At 33.8% G+C, this 21663-nt stretch carries 20 protein-coding genes; 9 read left to right on the forward strand and 11 right to left on the reverse strand.

Annotation, left to right across the window (positions count from 1 at the left end; genetic code table 11):
- Nucleotides 1–105: 105 nt before the first annotated feature.
- Entirely contained in the window at nucleotides 106–582 is a 477-nt protein-coding gene (gene greA / locus ACN0WI_RS01720; protein WP_417884881.1) for a transcription elongation factor GreA, read from the forward strand.
- 103 nt (nucleotides 583–685) lie between these two features.
- Nucleotides 686–1075 carry an HIT family protein gene (locus ACN0WI_RS01725; RefSeq protein WP_417884882.1) on the forward strand — a complete coding sequence of 130 codons (390 nt, stop codon included), beginning with the start codon at nucleotides 686–688 and terminating at the stop codon, nucleotides 1073–1075.
- A gap of 75 nt (nucleotides 1076–1150) precedes the next feature.
- Here ACN0WI_RS01725 and ACN0WI_RS01730 read toward each other — a convergent pair whose 3' ends face one another.
- Nucleotides 1151–2335 (reverse strand): sensor histidine kinase, encoded by a 1185-nt coding sequence (locus ACN0WI_RS01730; protein WP_417884883.1) that lies wholly within the window; start codon nucleotides 2333–2335, stop codon nucleotides 1151–1153.
- A gap of 117 nt (nucleotides 2336–2452) precedes the next feature.
- Here ACN0WI_RS01730 and ACN0WI_RS01735 point away from each other — a divergent pair, with 117 nt between their 5' ends.
- From ACN0WI_RS01735 to aat, 3 genes are all read left to right on the forward strand, one after another.
- Entirely contained in the window at nucleotides 2453–3319 is an 867-nt protein-coding gene (locus ACN0WI_RS01735) for a flavin reductase family protein (RefSeq protein WP_417884884.1), read from the forward strand.
- A gap of 20 nt (nucleotides 3320–3339) precedes the next feature.
- Entirely contained in the window at nucleotides 3340–3714 is a 375-nt protein-coding gene (locus ACN0WI_RS01740; RefSeq protein WP_417884885.1) for a DUF3127 domain-containing protein, read from the forward strand.
- Nucleotides 3715–3786: 72 nt separating this feature from the next.
- Nucleotides 3787–4431: a leucyl/phenylalanyl-tRNA--protein transferase gene (gene aat / locus ACN0WI_RS01745; protein ID WP_417884886.1), complete on the forward strand. Its 645-nt coding sequence runs from the start codon at nucleotides 3787–3789 to the stop codon at nucleotides 4429–4431.
- Here the strand turns inward: aat and ACN0WI_RS01750 are convergent.
- The 4 genes from ACN0WI_RS01750 to ACN0WI_RS01765 are packed head-to-tail and all read right to left on the reverse strand — an operon-like array spanning nucleotide 4428 to nucleotide 6877.
- On the reverse strand, nucleotides 4428–5114 hold the full coding sequence (locus ACN0WI_RS01750) for a DUF2490 domain-containing protein (protein WP_417884887.1): 687 nt from the start codon (nucleotides 5112–5114) through the stop codon (nucleotides 4428–4430). The genes aat and ACN0WI_RS01750 overlap by 4 nt on opposite strands.
- 58 nt (nucleotides 5115–5172) lie before the next feature.
- Nucleotides 5173–5757, reverse strand: a complete 585-nt coding sequence (locus ACN0WI_RS01755; RefSeq protein ID WP_417884888.1) for a DNA-3-methyladenine glycosylase I — start codon at nucleotides 5755–5757, stop codon at nucleotides 5173–5175.
- A 34-nt stretch (nucleotides 5758–5791) separates the two neighbouring features.
- Entirely contained in the window at nucleotides 5792–6151 is a 360-nt protein-coding gene (locus ACN0WI_RS01760; protein WP_417884889.1) for a hypothetical protein, read from the reverse strand.
- A 9-nt stretch (nucleotides 6152–6160) separates the two neighbouring features.
- Nucleotides 6161–6877: a hypothetical protein gene (locus ACN0WI_RS01765; protein ID WP_417884890.1), complete on the reverse strand. Its 717-nt coding sequence runs from the start codon at nucleotides 6875–6877 to the stop codon at nucleotides 6161–6163.
- A 199-nt stretch (nucleotides 6878–7076) separates the two neighbouring features.
- On the opposite strand from ACN0WI_RS01765, the gene ACN0WI_RS01770 reads away from it, so the two are divergent.
- A complete protein-coding gene (locus ACN0WI_RS01770) occupies nucleotides 7077–7610 on the forward strand; it encodes a hypothetical protein (protein WP_417884891.1) in 534 nt (177 codons plus the stop codon).
- Here ACN0WI_RS01770 and truB read toward each other — a convergent pair.
- The 4 genes from truB to ACN0WI_RS01790 form a co-directional block, all read right to left on the reverse strand.
- Nucleotides 7607–8326, reverse strand: coding sequence for a tRNA pseudouridine(55) synthase TruB (truB, locus tag ACN0WI_RS01775; protein ID WP_417884892.1), 720 nt, complete (start codon nucleotides 8324–8326; stop codon nucleotides 7607–7609). The two genes, ACN0WI_RS01770 and truB, sit on opposite strands and share 4 nt — an antisense overlap.
- A 150-nt stretch (nucleotides 8327–8476) precedes the next feature.
- Nucleotides 8477–9271 carry an undecaprenyl-diphosphate phosphatase gene (locus ACN0WI_RS01780; protein WP_417884893.1) on the reverse strand — a complete coding sequence of 265 codons (795 nt, stop codon included), beginning with the start codon at nucleotides 9269–9271 and terminating at the stop codon, nucleotides 8477–8479.
- 3 nt (nucleotides 9272–9274) lie between these two features.
- Nucleotides 9275–9529, reverse strand: coding sequence for a DUF3098 domain-containing protein (locus ACN0WI_RS01785; protein ID WP_417884894.1), 255 nt, complete (start codon nucleotides 9527–9529; stop codon nucleotides 9275–9277).
- Between the two features lie 16 nt (nucleotides 9530–9545).
- A complete protein-coding gene (locus ACN0WI_RS01790; protein WP_417884895.1) occupies nucleotides 9546–10424 on the reverse strand; it encodes a cell division protein FtsX in 879 nt (292 codons plus the stop codon).
- Nucleotides 10425–10601: 177 nt separating this feature from the next.
- Here ACN0WI_RS01790 and ACN0WI_RS01795 point away from each other — a divergent pair, with 177 nt between their 5' ends.
- Both ACN0WI_RS01795 and ACN0WI_RS01800 read left to right on the forward strand, forming a co-directional pair.
- Nucleotides 10602–11531 (forward strand): ketopantoate reductase family protein, encoded by a 930-nt coding sequence (locus ACN0WI_RS01795; protein ID WP_417884896.1) that lies wholly within the window; start codon nucleotides 10602–10604, stop codon nucleotides 11529–11531.
- A 713-nt stretch (nucleotides 11532–12244) separates the two neighbouring features.
- Nucleotides 12245–15142: a leucine--tRNA ligase gene (locus ACN0WI_RS01800; protein ID WP_417884897.1), complete on the forward strand. Its 2898-nt coding sequence runs from the start codon at nucleotides 12245–12247 to the stop codon at nucleotides 15140–15142.
- 496 nt (nucleotides 15143–15638) lie between these two features.
- On the opposite strand, the gene rimM is transcribed toward ACN0WI_RS01800, so the two are convergent.
- Nucleotides 15639–16166 carry a ribosome maturation factor RimM gene (gene rimM / locus ACN0WI_RS01805; RefSeq protein ID WP_417884898.1) on the reverse strand — a complete coding sequence of 176 codons (528 nt, stop codon included), beginning with the start codon at nucleotides 16164–16166 and terminating at the stop codon, nucleotides 15639–15641.
- Between the two features lie 14 nt (nucleotides 16167–16180).
- Nucleotides 16181–16711, reverse strand: a complete 531-nt coding sequence (locus ACN0WI_RS01810) for a 30S ribosomal protein S16 (RefSeq protein WP_417884899.1) — start codon at nucleotides 16709–16711, stop codon at nucleotides 16181–16183.
- A 497-nt stretch (nucleotides 16712–17208) separates the two neighbouring features.
- Between ACN0WI_RS01810 and dnaE the strand changes: the two genes are divergently transcribed.
- The gene (dnaE, locus tag ACN0WI_RS01815; protein WP_417884900.1) at nucleotides 17209–21597 is read left to right on the forward strand and encodes a DNA polymerase III subunit alpha; all 4389 of its coding nucleotides are present in this window, start codon (nucleotides 17209–17211) and stop codon (nucleotides 21595–21597) included.
- Nucleotides 21598–21663: the final 66 nt, after the last annotated feature.

The following is a 21663-nucleotide window of genomic DNA, read 5'->3' on the forward strand; positions in this document are numbered from 1 at the left end:
TTCCACAAAAGGATTTCATTAGGTTAACCAAAATCATGAAAAAACATATTATAGTAAACAAAACTCGTAACAGAGTTGCTTTGCTAATTATAAAACTAAGAAGTTATGAGTAAAGTATCATATTATAGTGCAGAGGGATTAAAAAAATTAAGAGCTGAATTAAATCAACTAAAAGATGTAGAGCGGCCACGAGCAGCCAATGCCATAGCAGAAGCTAGAGATAAAGGAGATTTAAGTGAAAATGCGGAATACGATGCTGCAAAAGAAGCACAAGGATTATTAGAAATGAAAATTTCTAAGATGGAAGAGTTGGTAGCAAATGCACGAGTTATAGATGAATCTCAGTTAGACACCTCTAAAGTTTTGATACACTCGAATGTGAAAATTAAAAATCAAAACAACGGAGCTGAGGTAAACTATAAATTAGTTGCTCAAAGTGAAGCTAGCTTGAAAGAAGGAAAAATATCTGTAGATTCGCCAATAGGGAAAGGATTGCTAGGGAAAAAAGTTGGCGAAGTAGCCGATATTCAGGTTCCTAATGGAATAATGAAATTTGAAGTATTAGAAATCTGGAGAGATTAAAATTAAAGATATCTAAAATTTATAGATCCTTTTCTAATTCTTTAACTAAGAATTTCGAAAAGGATTTTTAATTTTAAAGTATAATCTAAACCAGTAATAAACCATGGCTAGTATATTCACAAAAATTATTAAGGGCGAAATTCCGGCTTATAAAATTGCCGAAGATAGTCAGTTTTTGGCATTTTTAGACATCAACCCGAATGCAATGGGGCATACACTTGTGATTCCGAAACGAGAGATTAATAAAATTTTCGAAATGGATGAACTTATGTATATGGAATTAATGCGTTTTACTAAAAAAGTAGGTGTTGCCTTAGAAAAAACAATTCCTTGTAAACGAGTAGGGATGGCTGTTGTAGGCTTAGAAGTTCCACATGTTCATGTTCATTTAATACCTCTTCAAGATATGACTGATATGGATTTTAGTAAAAAATATGAAATGACTGATGATGAATTTAAAGAAGTGGCAAATTCTATTCACGTAAACTTATAAAATAATAAATAAGTATACAATTGGAAAATTGAGAACAGGATTTATAGCAAGTAATTCCTGTTTTTTTGGCAAATATTAAGCATTTTGGCTTTTGCTAGAATTAGTTTCAGCTACTTTTTTTAGAGCAATTTCAAATGTAGTACCTTTTCCAACTTCACTATGGGCAACGCGTATTTTTCCGTTATGATATTCTTCAATAATTCGTTTAGCTAATGATAAACCAAGTCCCCAGCCTCTTTTTCTAGTAGTATGTCCAGGCTCAAATATTACTTTAAATCGGCTTTTATCAATTCCTTTTCCGGTATCGCTAACTAAAATATAAGCGTTCTTATCGTTCTGTTTAATTTCAAGGCTAATTTCACCTTTCCCTTTCATGGCATCAATTGCATTTTTAACTAGATTTTCTATACACCAACTATACAATTGCTCATTAAGGGGGATTGTAATTTTTTCAGAAGGGACTTTAATTTTAAAATCAATCAACTTAGAGCTTCTAGCTTCCATATATAAAAAACTATCTCGAGTTGCTCGAATTAAATCGGTTGGCTCTAAAAGAGGATCTGAGCCTATTTTGGAGAAGCGTTCAGTTATCATCTCTAAACGTGAAACATCTTTTTCAATTTCACGTATATAAAGCTCATTAACGTTTTCTTGTTTTAAGATTTCTGTCCATCCAATGAGCGAACTTAGCGGAGTACCTATTTGATGTGCTGTTTCTTTAGCCATTCCTACCCATAATTTGTTTTGTTCGTTGTTGCGGGTAGTTGTATAGAAAAAATAAATTGTACCTATAATTAAAAAACCAATAGTAACTAAAGCTAACGGATAATATTTAAGGCTGTTTAATACGGGTGAGTTACCATAATATACTTCTTGCGTTCTAAAGCGATCTAGGTGCATAATAATGGGTTGGTTCTCTGCTTTTAATTCATTCAAATAATTGGTAGCGCGAAGGGTATCTTCTAGAATAGCCGGATCTATATGATAAGCAGATACTATATTGCCATCTTCATCGGTTTGAATGGTAGGAATATTTCTATTGCTGTTTAGTACATTTAAAACTAATGGGTTTAGGTCCGAATTACTGTCAGCTCTATCCAATTCTTTTAGGGCTTCTACCCAAATACTCATTTTGGTACGTTCTTCTTCTTTTAAGCGATTAAAGAAAATTGTAGTATTCCATAAAGCCAAAATCACCACCACTAAACTGGCAAAAATTATAAACCAGCGATTAAATTTCCGTTCGTCACGTATCTTCATGCAGCTTCTTTACATTTAAAAAGCGGTTAAATATAAGCGTTTAAAAATAATTTTTATTGTGCAAGGTAACTTTTAAATTCCTAAGCCTAATTATTACCTTTGCAAAAAAATGAGCGTATGCTAAGTTTACATTCAGCAGAGGAAGGAGATAAGCTGTATAGGCATTTAAGTGCAGCAATAGCCCCAAGACCAATTGCATTTGTAAGTACCTTAGGACTAGATGGTACAGCTAATTTAGCGCCGTTTAGTTTTTTTAATGTATTTAGTGCCACGCCGCCGGTTATTGTTTTCTCACCTGTTACAGGAGAAGATAATACGCTTAAACATACTCATTCTAATTTATTAGCAACTAAAGAGTGTGTGGTAAATGTAGTATCTTACAATATGGTACAACAAATGTCGTTGGCTAGTTTTGGGTTTGAAGAATCTGTAGATGAATTTAAAAAATCCGGATTTCAGAAACAAAGTTCAGATGTTGTAAATGCATATCGGGTAGCTGGTGCTCCTGTTCAGTTTGAATGTAAAGTAAAAGAAATTACAAGTTTAGGATCTCAAAAAGGAGCTGGAAATCTAGTGATTTGCGAAGTTATAAAAATGCATATAGAAGAAGCTGTTTTAGATGAAGAGGGCTATATAAATCCTGTGAAAATAGATTTAGTAGCTAGAATGGGAGGTGATTGGTATAGCCGAGCCAAAGCCGGTTTATTTGAAGTGTCACGGCCCACTAAAGCAATTATAGGGATAGATGCTATTCCTGCTGAAATTAAAGAAAGCAATATTTTAACAGGTAACGATTTAGGAAAATTGGGAAGTGTTTCCCAAATTCCTTCTTTAAAAGAAGCAAAAGAGTTTGTTGATGATGATGCTTTTTTGGTAGAAATTATAGCCACACAAGATCCTGAGGTGATTCATAAACAGGCACAGTTGTTATTGACAGAAAATAGAATTTTAGAAGCCTGGAAATTATTAATAGCAAAATATTAAATAAAGTAGAAAGTAGATAGATGGAAGTACAAGGAAAAATTAAAATGATAGGTGAGACTAAAACTTTTGGAAATAATGGTTTTAGAAAACGTGAAGTAGTAGTAACTACTGAAGAGCAATATCCTCAACATTTATTGGTAGAGTTTGTTCAAGATAAAACCGATTTGTTAAATAGTTATCAAGTAGGTCAGCAAGTAAAAATTGGGATTAATCTTCGTGGTAGAGAATGGGTTAGCCCACAAGGAGAAACAAAATATTTTAATTCTATACAAGGTTGGCGAATAGAAAACTTGCAGGAACAACAACCAGTAGGACAAAATGTTCCGCCACCAGCAGATCAATTTGAGCCGGCGCAAGATTTTAACGATGAGGAATATGACGATCTTCCTTTTTAATACGTAATAAAGGCTTAGCTTAATTTTTGAGCTAAGCTTTCTTTTTTCTTTTTCGTTTATAAAATTATCAATTTGCAAATCTTACAGCCTTTTCACCCTTTTCCAGATATTTCGTTAGCTTCGGAAGATGGTTTGCTTGCTATAGGAGGAACACTAACTGAAGACCGACTTATAGAAGCTTATTCTAAAGGAATATTTCCATGGTATGATGAGTCACAACCTATTTTGTGGTGGAGCCCAGATCCCCGTATGGTACTTTTTCCGCAGCGATTAAAAATTTCTAAAAGTATGCGTCAGCTTTTTAAGAAAGAAGCATTTAAAGTTACTTTTAATGAAGACTTCGAGTATGTAATTGATAATTGTGCGCAAATTAATCGAAAAGGCCAAGTAGGTACTTGGATTACTCCGGAAATGAAAGCTGCATATACTAAACTCCATCAAAAAAACATTGTTCAGTCTATAGAAGTATGGCAAGATGGCCAAATTGTAGGCGGTTTATATGGTATTTATTTAAAAAAACAAAAAGTATTTTGTGGAGAAAGTATGTTTACTAAAGTTAGTAACGCCTCTAAATATGGTTTTATAAGTTTAGTGCGTAAATTACAAAAAGAAGGTGTAAAACTTATCGATTGTCAAGTACATACTTCACATTTAGAAAGTTTAGGGGCAGAAGAAATTCCGAGAAGTGAATTTTTAAAGTATTTAGAAATCCATTAAATAGTAATTGATAAACTACTTATAAAAAATAATTGACTATCCACTTTTTTCAAATAATCCTCATAGCGATACTGTAAACCAACTTTAATTTTACTGCATGGTTTTAAAGCCTTACCGATAGAAATACTAAATCTGTTTCCCGGAATAGGACTTGTTTTTTTTGAAATAGTGTAAAGAAGCTCAGTGCTGGTTCCAATAAAAAAACCTTTATTCTCTATTTGCGATTTGTTTAAAGGAAATTCTAAGGAAAAACGGTATCGCCATCTGTAAAATGTTATATCTCGTATACGTTGTTCAAAACGAATGCGATGGGCTGTTTTTAATAGATTATATTTTCGATAATACGCATATTGCTCTGTAATTCTAACTTCATCGTGATTATTTGTATCGAGAAATTCTTTAAAACGATATAGAATTCCTAAACTTAATTTGCTACTGAGGCTAGTTTTATAACTTGTGAAATGCGAAAATTGAAGATGCTTAGCTGCGAAGTCCCAATCTTCATTTTTGTAAACGATATCTCTATTTTGTACTGAAAAATTATAAGACCATCGAGTTTCTGTTTTAATACTAAGCGAAACGTTTGGATTTATTACAGCACTAAAATTGTTTTGAGCTTGTAAATGGAAGCTTAGTAAGCATATTAATAAAAAAAGTAAATGTTTAGAATAATCGAAAATCATAAATATTTCAGGTAACCTTTTGTTTCAGTACAAAAATACCTTAATAAGTAAAAAGAATTTACGGGTTTGTAAGCTTTTTTATTTCTTCATTCCGAAAGCAGGATTTTTCGTGATCGTTAACCATTCCTATGGCCTGCATAAATGCATATACTACAGTGGAACCAGTAAATTTAAACCCTCTTTTTTTTAAATCTTTACTTAAGTTGTCACTAATTTCTGTAGTAGCTGGTGCTTTTTTATAATCTATTACCGTATTTTGGATTGGTTTTCCATTTACAAAACTCCATATATAATTATCAAAGCTCCCAAATTCTTCTTGAATTTTAATAAAGTTTCTTGCGTTTGTTATTGCGCTGTTAACCTTTAATTTGTTTCGAATAATTCCACTGTCTTTAAGTAGTTCTTGTATTTTTTTATCGGAATAATTCGCTACTTTTTTATATTCAAAATTATCGAACGCTTTTCTGAAATTTTCTCTTTTTTTTAGAATCGTAATCCAGCTAAGTCCTGCTTGAAAAGTTTCTAAAATTAGAAATTCAAATAACTGTTGCTCGTCATGTAATGGAACGCCCCATTCTGTATCGTGATAGTTTTCATACAAATAGCTGCCTAAACACCAGCCGCATTTATGTTTTTGGGTCATATATTTTAAGTCTAATTTTAATTTATTTTAAAATTTATTGAGATTCTATTGTAAAATTAGCCCAGTTTAAAACATTTAAACGTTGATTTTTAAAACTAGAGCTTTCTGATTTATTAAAAATTAGTTCTACTATATTTTCTTCTCTGTTATAGAAAATCAGCCAAGGAGAGCAAATTCTATCGGTAAGTTCAATAGATTTTTCAATCGGATTATTAGTTTCTATTTTATTAAAAATATCAATTTTATAAGCGTTTTCTAATTTATCGTATTCCGATATTTTATATTTTTCAGCAACAGATAAAACTTGGCATACAAATTTGGCAAATTTCTCAGCTTTTGTGATTGAATTTTGATGGGTAGTGATTAATGTTAATTTTAAAAATTGGGTAGCCATACATTTTGCCTAAGGTTTAAAATGGTAGGTAATGGTGCCGGGTTGGTTATCTTTTCCGGAAAGTTCGGTGAATTTTGCTTCAGAGGCATATAGTAGCGCATTATCTACCAAACATTTATTATCTGAAGTAGAACTGGCTTTATTGAAAGAAGTTTCGGTAACTCGGCCGGCTTTATTTACTTGAATATTAATTACAATTTTTCCGCCCATATCACAAGTATAAATGGGATTTGGAATAGAAACAGCATTTCTTCCTAATAAGTTAAAAGAAATTGAACTGTTTTTTAAGCTACCGGCTTTCGTGCTAATTTTAGAATTGGAATTATCACCATCCGATTGTTGTTGTGCTTTTTTATTCGATTTGGAAATTGTATAATTTCCTGATGTAGCTGTGTTTTTAGAATTTTCGGAAACTTCTTTTTTAGCAGCAGAATTTTTTTCAAAAATTTTGTTTAACTGTTTATTGAAATTAACTTCTCTAGCTTCCGAATTTTGATTAAAAGCTCGGTGCGTTTGTAGCTTATCGGTAGGTTTATTTTCTTGCTCTTTTGGTTTTTCAACTTCTTTTTTTTCTTGATTTACTTTAGAAAAAGCTTCAAGATCAACTAAAAACTCACTGTTTTTACGCGAATTATTGCCTAAGTGCCAATTATACAACACTAAAAGTAGTACTAGAAATACCGAAATAGTGAGTAATAAGGCCTTATGTTTTTCAAGAAATGGCATAAATCTCTTAAGCGATTTTTTTGTGAAGTTAATATCTTTAAAATTTATAATCAAAAGAAACGGCTTTAGGTTTTTAGTGAAAAAAGGTTTCTATATAGTTGCATAATGTACACCTAAAAATGTTAATATTGTTTTAAAAAAAGTGAAATAGTATTAACAATTTTGGGTATTTTAGTAGGTAAACTAATCATCAATTAAAATGAAAAAAATAATACTATCTTTCTTTTTATTAAGTGTCTCGTTCATTATTTCAGCCCAAGAAAATGAAACAACTATCGATTCTACAAAACATGAATTGAAGTTGAATTTAGGGATGGCTGTTGCAGGTATTCCAGAACTAACATATGAGTATTTTTTAGAAGATAATAGCAGTATTGGTTTTGCGGTAGGAATTGGATTAGACGAGGCAGAAGATTTGGCTTTACGTTTTATTGCTACCCCTTATTACCGATTGTTTTTCGGGAAAAAACAAAATGCGGGTTTTTTTATTGAAGCCAATGCTGCTTTAGCTTCGTATCGAGATGTTTATCTCGATTATAGTTACACTGGCTACCCAAAAATGCATGATGAAAAGAATACCAATTTTGGTTTAGGGGCAGCCGTAGGGTTTAAACTGTTAACTCGTAATAATTATGTGGGCGAAATTTATGCCGGTGCGGGCAGACTTTTTGGCGATAGTAATGATTATGAGGTTTACCCTAGGCTAGGAGTATCTATCGGTAAGCGTTTCTAAAAATCTGAAATGGGCCTTGGTAATTGTTTTTCAAAATTATCAAGGTTTACACTATTTTCTATACGAAAATCACCGATTTTAGTTCTTCGTAATGTAGAGAGATGCGCTCCGCTTTCTAACTTTTGTCCAAAATCGTGAGCTAGGCTTCGAATGTAAGTCCCTTTGCTGCATACCACTTTAAAATTGATATTTGGAAATGCAGAAGCATCCGTTTCAAATTCTTCGATAGTAATTGCTCTGGGTTTTATTTCTACAGCTTCCCCTTTTCGGGCATATTCATATAGCCGTTTTCCATCTTTTTTTAGTGCAGAAAATACAGGCGGATATTGTTCAATTTCGCCTATAAAATTATTCTTGATTTCTTCGATTTTTGCTTCAGAAATATGATCGATAGGAAAACGTTGGTCAATTTCGGTCTCCAAATCGTAAGAAGGTGTCGTTGCCCCAAGTGTAAAAGTTCCTGTATATTCTTTTATTTGCCCTTGAAGCTCTGGAATTCGTTTAGTAAATTTTCCGGTACAAATAATTAAAAGCCCTGTAGCTAATGGATCTAAAGTGCCGGCGTGTCCAACTTTGATTTTTTTGATGTCACAGCTTCTCCGAATCATCCAACGTACTTTATTAACGAGCTGAAAAGACGTCCAGTTTAAGGGTTTATCAAAAAGTAAGATTTGACCTGTCTTAAAATCTTCAGCGGTAATAGTAGTGTAATTCATGAAAAAAATCTGTTTTGGTTTCAAACTTAACCACAAATTTAGAACTGGCGTAGGTAAAATTTGAGTTTTTATAAAATGCTGTAATTTTAAATTACCAATCTGTATTCAGTTTGAAATAAACACAAGTTTTTATTAAGGCTAAATTATATTTTAAGCAAAATATCCAAAGCCAATAGCCAGAATACCTACAATAAAACAGTAAATAGAGAAATAAGAGAGTTTACTTTTTTTCACTAAAGAAATCATCCAAGTACAGGCAACCAACCCCGATAAAAATGCAGCTATAAAGCCTATAATAAGGTGTGAGCCTGCTACAGCTTCTTCAGTAATGTTACCATCTAATAAATCTTTTGCTATTTTACCAAAAATTAGTGGAACAACCATTAAAAATGAAAAACGAGCTGCTTTAGTTTTATCGTTTCCTAATAATACTGAAGTAGAAATTGTTGATCCACTTCTCGATATTCCAGGTAACATGGCGATAGCTTGAGAAACTCCTATTACAAACGAATTCATAAAGCTTACTGGTTTCCCCGTATCTTTTGCTTTATCGGCTAGCCATAAAAGCAGTGCTGTAATTATTAGCATGAATCCTACAAATACTACACTTCCACCAAATAATTCTTCTAGATAATCTTCGAAGAAAATGCCAATTAAAGCAGCAGGAATCATTGAAATAATAATTTTAGCTGAAAATTTTGTTTCCTCATTCCATTTAAATTGAAAAAGACCTTTAAAAATATCGAATATGTCTTTTCTAAATACAACAATGGTACTTAATGCCGTTGCAAAATGTAAAACAACGGTAAACATCATTGATTCTTCAGGAAGACTACTATCTCCTAAAATAGCTTTTCCTAATTCTAAATGGCCACTAGAAGAAACGGGTAAAAATTCGGTTAATCCTTGTATAATTCCTAAGATAATAGCATCTAATGTATCCACGTTTTATTTTTTATTTGGTTTAGTTAAAATAGCAAATACTTGTATTCCGAAACCTATTAAAACAATAGTGGGAGCTAAGCGAATACGTCTAAAATTATAAACAGTATCATTAAATTTATTCGGATCGTCGCTTCCTCCTCCTGCCATCAAAATAAAACCTAATGCAATAACGGCTAGACCAATAAACATGAATTTGTAATTTCGTTTACCGAATATGAAGTTTTTATCTTGTTCTTGAGGGGTTTGTTTAGTGCTCATTTAAATAAATTTTAGCTTAATAATAAAGCTCGTCTGTTTTTAAATTTAAAAATCTAGTGGTTGCAAAGAAGGTACTTAACCAGGTAATTATAATTCCTGCCAAGAAAACTCCTGTAAACAAAGCTAGTATAATTTTTTTATCGCCTAATAAATTAAGTTCAGCAAAACTGTTGTTTAGGTAATAAATAACAGCAGCCATGCCTATAAGTGCTAAAACAGCTCCTATCATTCCTAATTTTATGCTATTCCAAATAAAAGGCCTACGGATAAAACCTTTTGTGGCGCCGACCATTTGCATTGTTTTAATCGTAAAACGTTTTGAATATACCGAAAGCCGAATAGAACTGTTAATAAGTAAAACAGCTATAAATGTGAACAGGCCACTTACAATAAGCACCCAAAAACTAATTTTTTTTAGGTTATTGTTTAATAGAGAAATTAAAGGTTTATCGTAAGAAACTTCATCTACCTCTTTATTTTTAGAAAGATCAGCCGCTATTTTTTCAACTTGTTCCGATGAAACAAAATCAGCATTCATATAAACATCAATAGAATTCTGAAGAGGATTATAATCCAAAAACTCCATAAAATCTTCTCCAATAGCTTCTTTGGTTTGTTTTGCTGCTTCTTCTTTAGAGACAAATGTTACTGAACGTGTATACGATGCAGTATCTAAACTTTTAGTCAGTTTTTGCATTGCTTCTTCCTTAGCATTATCTTTAAAATATACCGTTAGAGCAATCTGTTCCTTAAAATGATCTGCTACTTTTTTGGTGTTCAATATTAATAATCCCAATATTCCCAATAAAAAAAGCACCAATGCAATACTAAGTACCACAGAGAAATAAGACGAAATTAAGCGTCGCTTTTGATATCTTTCAAAAGATGTACTCATAAATAGCTATCAATTTTTTGTAAAAATAATAAAGTAAACGGTTTCCTGAGTTTCTTAACACTCAAACTTTACGAATTATTCTAACAAGGGGTAATTTGAATTAGTCATATCAATTTTATATATATCGATTGGATATTTTTAAATTTAAACTGAATTTTAAAGATTGAAAATTTAGTTATGAATATTCTTATTTACGGTACTGGTGGAGTTGGAGGTTATTTTGGAGGTCGGCTGGCACAAGCAGGTCACAATGTAACTTTTATTGCCAGAAACGAACATTTAAAAGCTATAACAGAAAACGGATTAAAAGTTAAAAGTGTAAACGGAGATTTTACCGTTAATCCTGCTTTTGCAACCGATGATTTGTCTCAGGTAACTACTCCTGATCTAGTAATTTTTGGTTTAAAATCTTGGCAAATAAAAGATGCCGCAAAACAATTAAAATCGATTATTACTGAAGAAACTATGGTACTGCCGTTGCAAAATGGAGCCGATAATATGGAAAAACTTCAGGAAGTATTGCCTAAGAAAAATATTTTAGCCGGTTTTTGCAGAATTTATAGTAAAAAAGAAGCTCCGGGTGTAATTAATCATTTTCAGTTTGATCCTGAAATTATCTTTGGAGAATTAGATAACGAAAAATCAGATCGAGTTTTAAAATTGAAAGAAATTTTCAATAATGCTGGCTTTAAAGGAATTGTTTCGGATGATATCCTTAAAGCAGTTTGGAAAAAATTTGGATTTATAGCTACCGTAAGTGGTTTAGGAGGATTAACACGTGTAAGTATCGGTAAAATGTGGCAAGACGATTATTTACAGGACATTTTAAAGAAAACCGGTCTTGAAATCCAAGCCATCGCACAAGCAAAAGGAGTTAATTTTGATGATGAAGATATTAAACAACTATTTCAATTTATCGGTAAGCAAGGATTAACTGCAACAGCTTCAACCCAACGAGATATTATGGCTGGCCGTCCTTCTGAATTAGAAAACTTTAATGGGTATGTCGTAAAGCAAGGCAAAAAATTAGGAATCGAGACTCCGGTAAACGAATTTATCTATCGAGCATTATTACCGATGGAAAAGGAAGCTAGAAATCAGAATTGAGAATTTAGACCGCTTTGCTGTTAGAATTTAGAAAATAGAGAAAAGTTTTTGGGGTAAAAAATGTTGAATTTTGATTGTTGGGTCGTGAATGAGTTAATTACCGTCATGCTAAACTTGATTCAGCATCTCATTAGCATTTTAAAGATTTCGTAGCGCAAAGATCAAAATTTAATTCTAACTTCATTTTAATCGAAAATTAAATAATTTGAGGTGTCAGCTCAAATATTATTTCTTAGGATTGCTGAAATTTAATTATGGCCTATCGAAAATTGCTCGTAAAATTTAAAGTGAAAGAAGCTTATAAATTTCAGGGTGTTTGAGCGTAGCGAGTTTCTGAAATTTAGCTTCCGAACGAACAATTTAGAGCAAGGTTCGTAAGCCTAGACTTTTTTGTTTCTTTTTTCGTCAATGGAAAAAAGAAAGATTCTTCAAACTTTAAGAGAAATTTAGCTGATTACTGAAGACTAATAGCTATTCTCTAAAAGCCTTTAGCTATTTCCAATTGTAATTACCATCAACCATTTTAAAATTGTAAATTTGCAGCCATTGTTAAGAATTGATAATTACGGAATTCAGGAAATTACCTTAGGAAAAGCCCATAAAACTTTTATAAGAAGATTTTTGATTGCGAGGCTAGTCTTAAGTATTTAATCTCGATTATCGGGTTCCGATTAAAATAAAGTCCGTTTAGGACGTTCAGAAATAGAAAGAAAATGAACTACAACTTCAACGACATTGAAGCCAAATGGCAAAAGTATTGGGCAGAAAACCAAACTTTTAAAGCATCAAACTCATCAGAGAAACCAAAATATTATGTGCTGGATATGTTTCCTTATCCTTCAGGAGCTGGTTTACATGTTGGGCATCCACTAGGTTATATTGCTAGTGATATTTATGCACGCTACAAACGCCATAAAGGTTTTAATGTATTGCATCCACAAGGTTACGATAGTTTTGGACTGCCGGCTGAACAATATGCCATTCAAACCGGGCAACATCCTGCAATTACTACTAAGGAGAATATTGCAAGATATCGTGAGCAATTAGATAAAATCGGGTTTAGTTTTGATTGGAGTAGAGAAGTACGTACAAGTAATCCGGAATATTACAAATGGACGCAATGGATTTTTAGTGAGTTATTTGAATCTTGGTACGATTTAGAGGCTAATAAATCAAGAGCGATTTCTGAACTTGAAGCAATTTTTGTTTCAGAAGGAAATACACGGGTAAAAGCTGCTTGTGATGATGCTATCGAAGATTTTTCTTCAGAGAAGTGGAACAAGTTTTCCTCCGAAGAAAAACAACGAATTTTATTAAAATATCGATTGACGTATTTAGCGGAAACTGAAGTAAATTGGTGTCCGCAATTAGGAACGGTTTTGGCCAATGATGAGATTGTAAACGGCGTTTCAGAACGAGGTGGTTATCCGGTAATCCGTAAGAAAATGACACAATGGAGCATGCGAATTTCTGCCTTTGCAGAGCGTTTGCTTAAGGGCCTGGAAGAGCTGGAATGGACCGACAGTTTAAAAGAAAGTCAGCGTAACTGGATCGGGAAATCTGTTGGAGCACATGTAGATTTTAAAATTCAGGGAACAGAGCATCAAGTTGGTGTGTTCACCACTAGACCAGATACTATTTTTGGAGTGACGTTTATGACGCTTGCACCGGAACATGAGTTGGTGAAAGAAATAACTACCGACGCGCAGCGTGAAGAAGTAGAGGCTTATATTGAAGCGACTGCAAAACGGAGTGAACGTGAGCGAATGGCTGATGTGAAAACTATATCAGGAGCTTTTACCGGTGCTTATGCAGAGCATCCATTTACTAAAGAACCGGTGCCAATTTGGATTGGTGATTATGTGTTGGCAGGTTACGGAACGGGAGCGGTTATGGCGGTGCCATGTGGAGATCAAAGAGATTATGACTTCGCAAAGCATTTTGAAATCCCTATAAAAGATATTTTTGAAAACGCCGATATTTCTGAAGAAGCTCATAGCGGTAAAGAAGGAACGGTAATCGCTAATTCCGATTTTTTAAGCGGATTAGAATATAAAGAAGCGCTACAAAAAGCGATTCTTAAATTAGAAGAAATCGGTTGTGGTTATGGAAAAACAAATTATCGATTAAGAGATGCGGTATTTTCTCGCCAGCGGTACTGGGGTGAACCATTCCCAGTGTATTATGTAAATGGTTTACCACAACTAATCGATGTAGAGCATTTGCCATTGCATCTACCTGAAGTTGAAAAATATTTGCCAACCGAAACTGGTGAGCCACCATTAGGAAACGCTACCGATTGGGCTTGGGATACTACCGCTAATAAAGTAGTAAGCAACGATAAGGTCGATCATGAAAGCGTATTTCCATTAGAATTAAATACCATGCCGGGTTGGGCTGGTAGTAGCTGGTATTTGTTCCGTTATATGGATGCCGGAAACGATGAGGTTTTTGCCTCTGAAGCCGCACTGGATTATTGGGAAAATGTAGATTTATATATCGGTGGAAGCGAGCATGCCACTGGACATTTATTATATTCCAGATTCTGGACCAAATTCTTAAAAGATCGCGGTTATCTAAAGGTAGAAGAACCTTTTAAAAAACTGATCAACCAAGGAATGATTTTGGGTGAAAGTGCATTTATTCATTATACAATAATAAATTCTCCAAATTTAACAGAAAAGAGATATATAGCAATATCCAATAATCATAAGAATGATTATGCTAAAGTTGTTAATGAATTCTTGATTAAAAATGAACTAGAAGATTATAAATTTCATGATTTATATAATGTTCATGTTGATGTCAATTTAGTTAATTCTTCGAATCAATTAGATGTTGAAGCTTTTAAAAACTGGAGGCCAGAATTTAAAGAAGCTGAATTTATAACTGAAGAAAGCGGAGCTTATATTGTAGGTCGTGAGGTGGAAAAAATGTCGAAGTCAAAATATAATGTGGTGAATCCAGATGATATTTGTGAAGATTACGGCGCAGATACATTACGTATGTACGAAATGTTTCTGGGGCCTATAGATCAGGCAAAACCCTGGAATACCGCCGGAATTACCGGGGTACATAACTTTTTGAAGAAACTTTGGAAGTTATATTTCAAAAACGATCAATTTGAGGTTTCAGAGGAAAAAGCTTCGGCAGATTCGTTAAAAACATTGCATAAAACCATTAAAAAAGTCACGGAAGATATTGAGAATTTCAGTTTTAATACGTCGGTTTCTACCTTTATGATTTGTGTGAATGAACTGAATGCTCAAAAATGTAATAGTCGCGAAGTTCTAGAACCTTTAGCTGTATTGATTGCTCCTTATGCACCACATATTGCTGAAGAATTATGGAATAAGTTGGGACATTCCGAATCCATTTCAACCGCTACTTATCCTAAATTTGAAGAGAAATTTTTAGTAGAAAGCACTAAGAATTATCCAATTTCATTTAACGGTAAAATGCGTTTTACGATGGAATTAGCATTGGATATGAGTAAAGATGAAATTGAGAAAACGGTAATGGCAGACGAGCGTACGCAAAAACAATTAGACGGTAGAACACCTAAAAAAGTGATCGTGGTACCAGGTAAGATTGTAAATATTGTAGGGTGATTTTTTAGCTATTAGCTCGCAGCCTTCAGCTGCCAGCTAATTTTTAAATAAAACATGAAATCTCACAGGTTTTTAAAACCTGTGAGGTTTTTTTAATGATTGTGTCATTTCGAGCGCAATGAAGTGAAGTCGAGAAATCTAACTATTTTTTTCGTATAAAAAAGGTTTCAAAATTCAATATTTTTCATCCTGATTCTTGATTTCTGGCTCTTTTGTCTTGATTCTATATTCTAATAGCCCATCATTCTAATCTCAGTATACGGTTTACAGCATACAGTCTTCAAAAAAGAATAATTCTAAACTGTTAGCTCTCAGCTCAAAAAGGATTTCTCCATTTCGCTACGCTACAGTCGAAATGACGATAATTCAGTATTCAAAATTCAAGATTTTGAGTTACGATTCTTGACTCCTTTTTGTTTTCAAATCAGCACATTTACTCATTATCACATTTTCAAATAGTCTATGTTCTAACTTCTAAAAGCGAAGCAGTCTAACTTTAGTCTAAATAAAGATCAATAAGTCCTTCAGGAGTAATAAGGTGGATGGTTTGGTTCGGCTTGTCGATTTTTTCGATAAATTCATCATTCATCGGTATTAAAATCTCTTTATCATCTTTTTTAATTTCGAATAAAGCCTGTGCGGTGCTATCGTTTATGGATTGTATTTCACCGATATCGCCATGCTTGGCATCGATCACTTGAAAACCGATAATTTCATGAAAGTAAAACTGGTCATCATCCAGTTCCGGTAAAAAGGAAAGCGGAAGATAAAGTTCGCAGCCAATTATATCATCAGCATCTTCCTCTGTATCAATATCTTCAATTTTTGCACGTAGTAATGTGCTTTTGTGTAGTGATGTTTTTTCAAAGAAAAATGGAATCAAATTCTTGTTGTATTCAACAAGAACTGATTCCATTTTTGTGTAAAATTCGGGTTCGTCTGTATCTAATTTGATAAGTACTTCACCCTTAAAGCTAAACTTACTAACGATTTTTCCTAAGTAGAAACATTCTTCTTTAGTCATCGTTAATACTGTTTTTAAGCTTCTTTTTCTTCTGTTGCTTCACCTTCAGTAGCTTCTGGCTCTTCAGCAGCAGTTTCTGCATTAGCAGCCTCTTCAGCTTCTTTAGCAGCAGCTTCACGCTTAGCGTTTACTTCTTTTTCAGCAGCTAAAGCTTTATCTCTAGCATCTTTTTCTGCTTTAGATAAGTTTTCTTTTTTGTCGTTGATTTTGCCTTCTTTTTCCTCTAACCAAGCTTGGAATTTCTTCTCAGCTTCTTCTTCAGTCAAAGCGCCTTTTCTAACGCCACCAGCAAGGTGATTTTTAAGTAATGCACCTTTGTAAGAAAGGATAGCACGAGCAGTATCAGTTGGCTGTGCACCATTCTGTAACCATTTTACAGCTCCGTCAACATCTAATTCTATAGTAGCAGGATTAGTGTTAGGATTGTAAATTCCAATTTTGTCTAAAAATTTACCATCTCTTTTTGAACGTGCGTCAGCAGCTACGATCCAGTAAAAAGGTTTTCCTTTTCTACCGTGTCTTTGTAATCTTATTTTTACAGGCATAAATATTAATTTATGGGGTTCCCGACCCCTATTATTAATGAGGCTGCAAAGATACTACATTTTTCTAATTTACAAGTGGTTGTGAAAAAAAATATGAATTACGAAGAAATAATTTTAGTTCTGAAAAAAATATAAGGCTTCAGATTCAATTTATTAGCGACTTGTTAAATTAAGTTTATTCCAATAATAAAGCTTGTTAATTAGATTGATTCGGTAAAATCATGATAGTAAATTTATAGGATTAGTTCTTTAATCTAGGTTTTAAGACCATAGTGTTTAAATGAAATAATATAGATAGATGTAAGGTTGGTGTTGTAGAAATATCTGTATCGAGCCTCACGGAAAGAGCGTTAAGCCTTACTAACCGTGAAGTTTTTTAAATCCGTTGATAACTGCATTAAATTTGGCTTTTGCTCAGCTGAAATTATCCGTAGTTTTGCAAGATAAAAATAAGCAGAATTCGCCCTTCCTCTTTGGGTGCTTAAAGAGAAAAGCCAATGTATTTAATTTTCGACACCGAAACTACCGGATTACCAAAACGCTGGGATGCCCCATTAACAGATGCCGATAACTGGCCAAGATGTATACAGATTGCGTGGCAATTGCACGATGAGATGGGAAATCTTGTAGAACATCAAGATTTTTTGGTGCAGCCCGAAGGTTTTGATATCCCATATGATGCAGAACGTATTCATGGAATTTCTACCGATTTAGCTAAAGAAGAGGGTATCTCTTTAGAAGAAATGCTTGAGAGATTTAAGGACGCACTAAATAAGACAACATTTATTGTCGGTCAGAATCTAGGTTTCGATGTTAATATTATGGGAGCAGAATTCCATAGACTACAAATGGAGAGTAGTTTATTGGAAATTCCGGTTTTAGATACCTGTACAGAAACTACGGCCGAGTTATGTAGAATTCCCGGAGGGCGAGGAGGTAAATTTAAATTACCAACATTAACCGAACTACATGAATATCTTTTTAATGAACCTTTTGGGGAAGCACACAATGCAACTGCCGATGTAGAGGCAACAACGCGTTGTTTTTTAGAGTTAGTTAGAAAAAGAATTTATTCTACGGAAGAGTTAAAGGCTGCGCCGGGATATTTAGAGGATTTTACAGAAGCCAATCCTGAACCGTTTCAACCGATAGGTTTAAAACACATAAATCTTAAAAAAGCTTCTGAGGCGATCCGAAAAAGGCTAGAAAAGTTACAGCCTACCGATGAAATTACTACGGAAGAGATACAGGAAAATCTTGAAAAGTTAGATGAAGTTCCTTTTGCACATCTTCATAATCACTCACAATTTTCGGTATTACAATCAACAACCAGTATACCTGATTTGGTAAATGCAGCTGCCGAGCAAAATATGCCGGCTGTAGCATTAACCGATCATGCTAATATGATGGGAGCCTTTCACTTTGTAAAAGAGGTAGGGACTTATAATAAAGGTGTAAAAGCTAAAAATGAAGAGGCGATAGCAAATGGAGAAACTCCAGAAGCTAAAGAATTAAAAGCTATTGTAGGTTGTGAATTTTTTGTTTGTGAAAAACACACTGATAAAACTAGAAAAGATAATGGCTATCAGGTAGTTATGTTGGCTAAAAATAAAAAAGGCTACCATAACTTGGCAAAAATGTCTTCTAAAGCTTATACAGATGGGTTCTACTATGTACCGCGTATCGATAAAGAAGTCATAAAACAATATAAAGAAGATATCATTGTACTTACCGGTAACTTATCTGGAGAAGTGCCAAGCAAAATTTTAAATCTTGGTGAAAAACAAGCTGAAGAAGCTTTGCTTTGGTGGAAACAAGAGTTTGGAGACGATTTATATATCGAGATTATGCGCCATAATCAAGAAGACGAAAATCGTGTAAACCAAGTATTAATCGAGTTTTCTAAAAAACATGATGTTAAATTAATTGCTACAAATAACACCTATTATTGGCATAAAGAAAATGCCAATGCACACGATATTTTACTTTGTGTGAAAGATGGTGAAAAGCAAGCAACTCCTATTGGTCGTGGTCGTGGCTATCGTTATGGATTACCAAATCAGGAGTATTATTTTAAAACTGGAGAAGAGATGAAGAATCTCTTTAAAGATTTACCACAAGCAATTTCAAACATTAAAGAAATTGTAGATAAAATTGAACCTTTTGAGTTAGCTCGTGATGTATTACTTCCTGCGTTTACTATACCAGATGAGTTTTTAGTAGAAGAAGATAAAGTTGATGGTGGAAAGCGAGGTGAAAATGCCTATTTAAAACATATAACTTTTAAGGGAGCAGAAAATCGTTATGGCGACATTACTCCCGATATTAAAGAGCGACTGGATTTTGAACTTTCGGTAATCGAAAAAACAGGTTATCCGGGATATTTCTTAATCGTAGAAGATTTTATACGTGAAGCCCGAAATTTAGATGTATCAGTAGGGCCGGGACGTGGGTCGGCTGCTGGTAGTGCAGTTGCCTATTGTTTGGGTATTACTAATATAGATCCTATTAAGTACGATCTGCTTTTTGAGCGTTTCTTAAATCCGGATCGTGTAAGTATGCCCGATATTGATATCGATTTTGATGATGAAGGAAGAAGTCGTGTAATGGATTATGTAATTGGCAAATATGGAGCCAACCAGGTAGCACAAATTATTACCTACGGAACGATGGCTGCTAAATCATCAATCCGTGATACTGCGAGAGTATTAGATTTACCATTAAGTGATGCCGATAGAATTGCAAAATTAATTCCGAATACCAAACTAGGTAAGATTTTCGGAATGGATGAAAAAGCTTTAAAAGCTAAATTCAGAAGTGAAGAAGTAGATAATATTAATGAACTTCTTAATATTTCTGAAGGAGATGATCTAGAAGCACAAACTGTAAATCAAGCACGAATTTTAGAGGGTTCGGTTCGGAATACAGGAATTCATGCTTGTGGAGTAATTATTACCCCAAGTGATATTACTAATTATGTTCCGGTTTCAGTAGCTAAAGATTCCGATTTATACGTAACCCAGTTTGATAACTCGGTTGTAGAAAGCGCAGGGCTTTTAAAAATGGACTTTTTGGGGTTAAAAACACTAACCTTGATTAAAGATACCATTAAAATTGTAAAGGGTAGGCACGGGATCGATTTGGTTCCCGATGAATTTCCTTTAGATGATGAAGAAACTTATAAACTCTTCCAACGTGGAGAAACGGTTGGGGTATTTCAGTATGAATCACCGGGAATGCAAAAACACATGCAATCCTTAAAACCAACTGTTTTTGATGATTTAATTGCCATGAATGCATTATATCGTCCCGGTCCAATGGAATATATTCCGAGTTTTATTGCTAGAAAGCACGGAGAAGAAGAAATCAGTTACGATCTAGCTGATATGGAAGAATACCTAAAAGAAACCTACGGAATTACAGTATACCAAGAGCAAGTAATGTTGCTTTCACAAAAGCTGGCCGGCTTCTCTAAGGGTGAAGCCGATATGCTTCGTAAAGCAATGGGTAAAAAGATTTTTGCATTACTTGAAAAATTAAAACCTAAGTTTTTAGATGGTGGTGAAGCGAAAGGGCATCCGCGTGAAGTTTTAGAGAAGATTTGGAAAGACTGGGAAGCTTTTGCTTCGTATGCATTTAATAAATCTCACTCTACATGCTATGCTTGGATTGCTTACCAAACAGCCTATTTAAAAGCACATTATCCTGCTGAATATATGGCAGCGGTATTATCGAATAACATGAACGATATTAAGCAGGTAACTTTCTTTATGGAAGAATGTAAGCGAATGAAGTTGAATGTTCTTGGGCCTGATGTAAACGAATCGTATTATAAATTTTCGGTAAATAAAGATAATGCTATTCGATTTGGAATGGGAGCTATAAAAGGAGTAGGAGCTGGAGCTGTAGCGACTATTGTTAAAAATCGAAAAAAAGAAAGTGGTCCCTATCGCTCTATTTTCGATATGGCAAAACGAATTGATTTACGGGCCGCTAATAAAAAAGCTTTTGAAAATTTAGCTTTAGCAGGAGGGTTCGATTGTTTTAAGGAGACGCATCGTGCACAGTATTTTCATGATGAAGGAGATGGCTTGAGTTTTTTAGAAAAAGTGGTAAAATTTGCCGCTAAATATCAAGAAAATGAGAACTCCTCTCAGGTAAGTTTATTTGGAGATGCTAGTGAAGTTCAGATTCCGGAACCAAGTGTGCCGCCTTGCGAACCTTGGGCAACTATGGAGAAGCTTCGTAGAGAAAAAGAAGTAGTAGGTATTTATATATCGGGGCACCCATTAGACGATTTTAAAAAAGAGATTAAATATTTTTGTAATGCTTCTTTGGAAGATTTTCATGGATTAGAGAAAATTGTTAATCGAGAATTAGCATTTGCAGGAGTAATTAGTGATGTGCAGCATAGAACATCTAAAATGGGTAAAGGCTGGGCTGCATTTACAATAGAAGATTATTCGGAATCGTATGAGTTTAGAATGTTTGGGGAAGAATATTTGAAATTCCGGCATTTTCTAGTTCCAAATTCATTTGTTCATATAAAAGCTTTTATAAAAGAAGGTTGGACTAATAAAGAGACCGGGAAAAAAGGTGAGCCACGCATTCAGTTTAATACCATACAACTATTACATGATATTATGGATACGTATGCTAAAAAGCTAACGATTCAACTGGATATTAATGAGCTTAAAGAAGAGCGTATAACCGCTTTAAAAGATGTTTTAAGGAGTTTTACAGGAGATCATAAACTTAATTTTGTAGTATACGAAATGAAAGATCAGTTAAAGCTACATATGCCAAGTAAAAGGCAGAAAGTTAAAATTTGTGCGGAATTATTAGAAAATCTAGATGAACAAAATTTGGTTTATAAACTAAATTAGTTTACTATATAAAGAGTAGGGATTGTGGCGAGCTACCATTTAGCGCGAAAATCCCGGTCTTTATTT

This window comes from Zunongwangia sp. (genome assembly GCF_048269745.1).
Lineage (GTDB): Bacteria > Bacteroidota > Bacteroidia > Flavobacteriales > Flavobacteriaceae > Zunongwangia.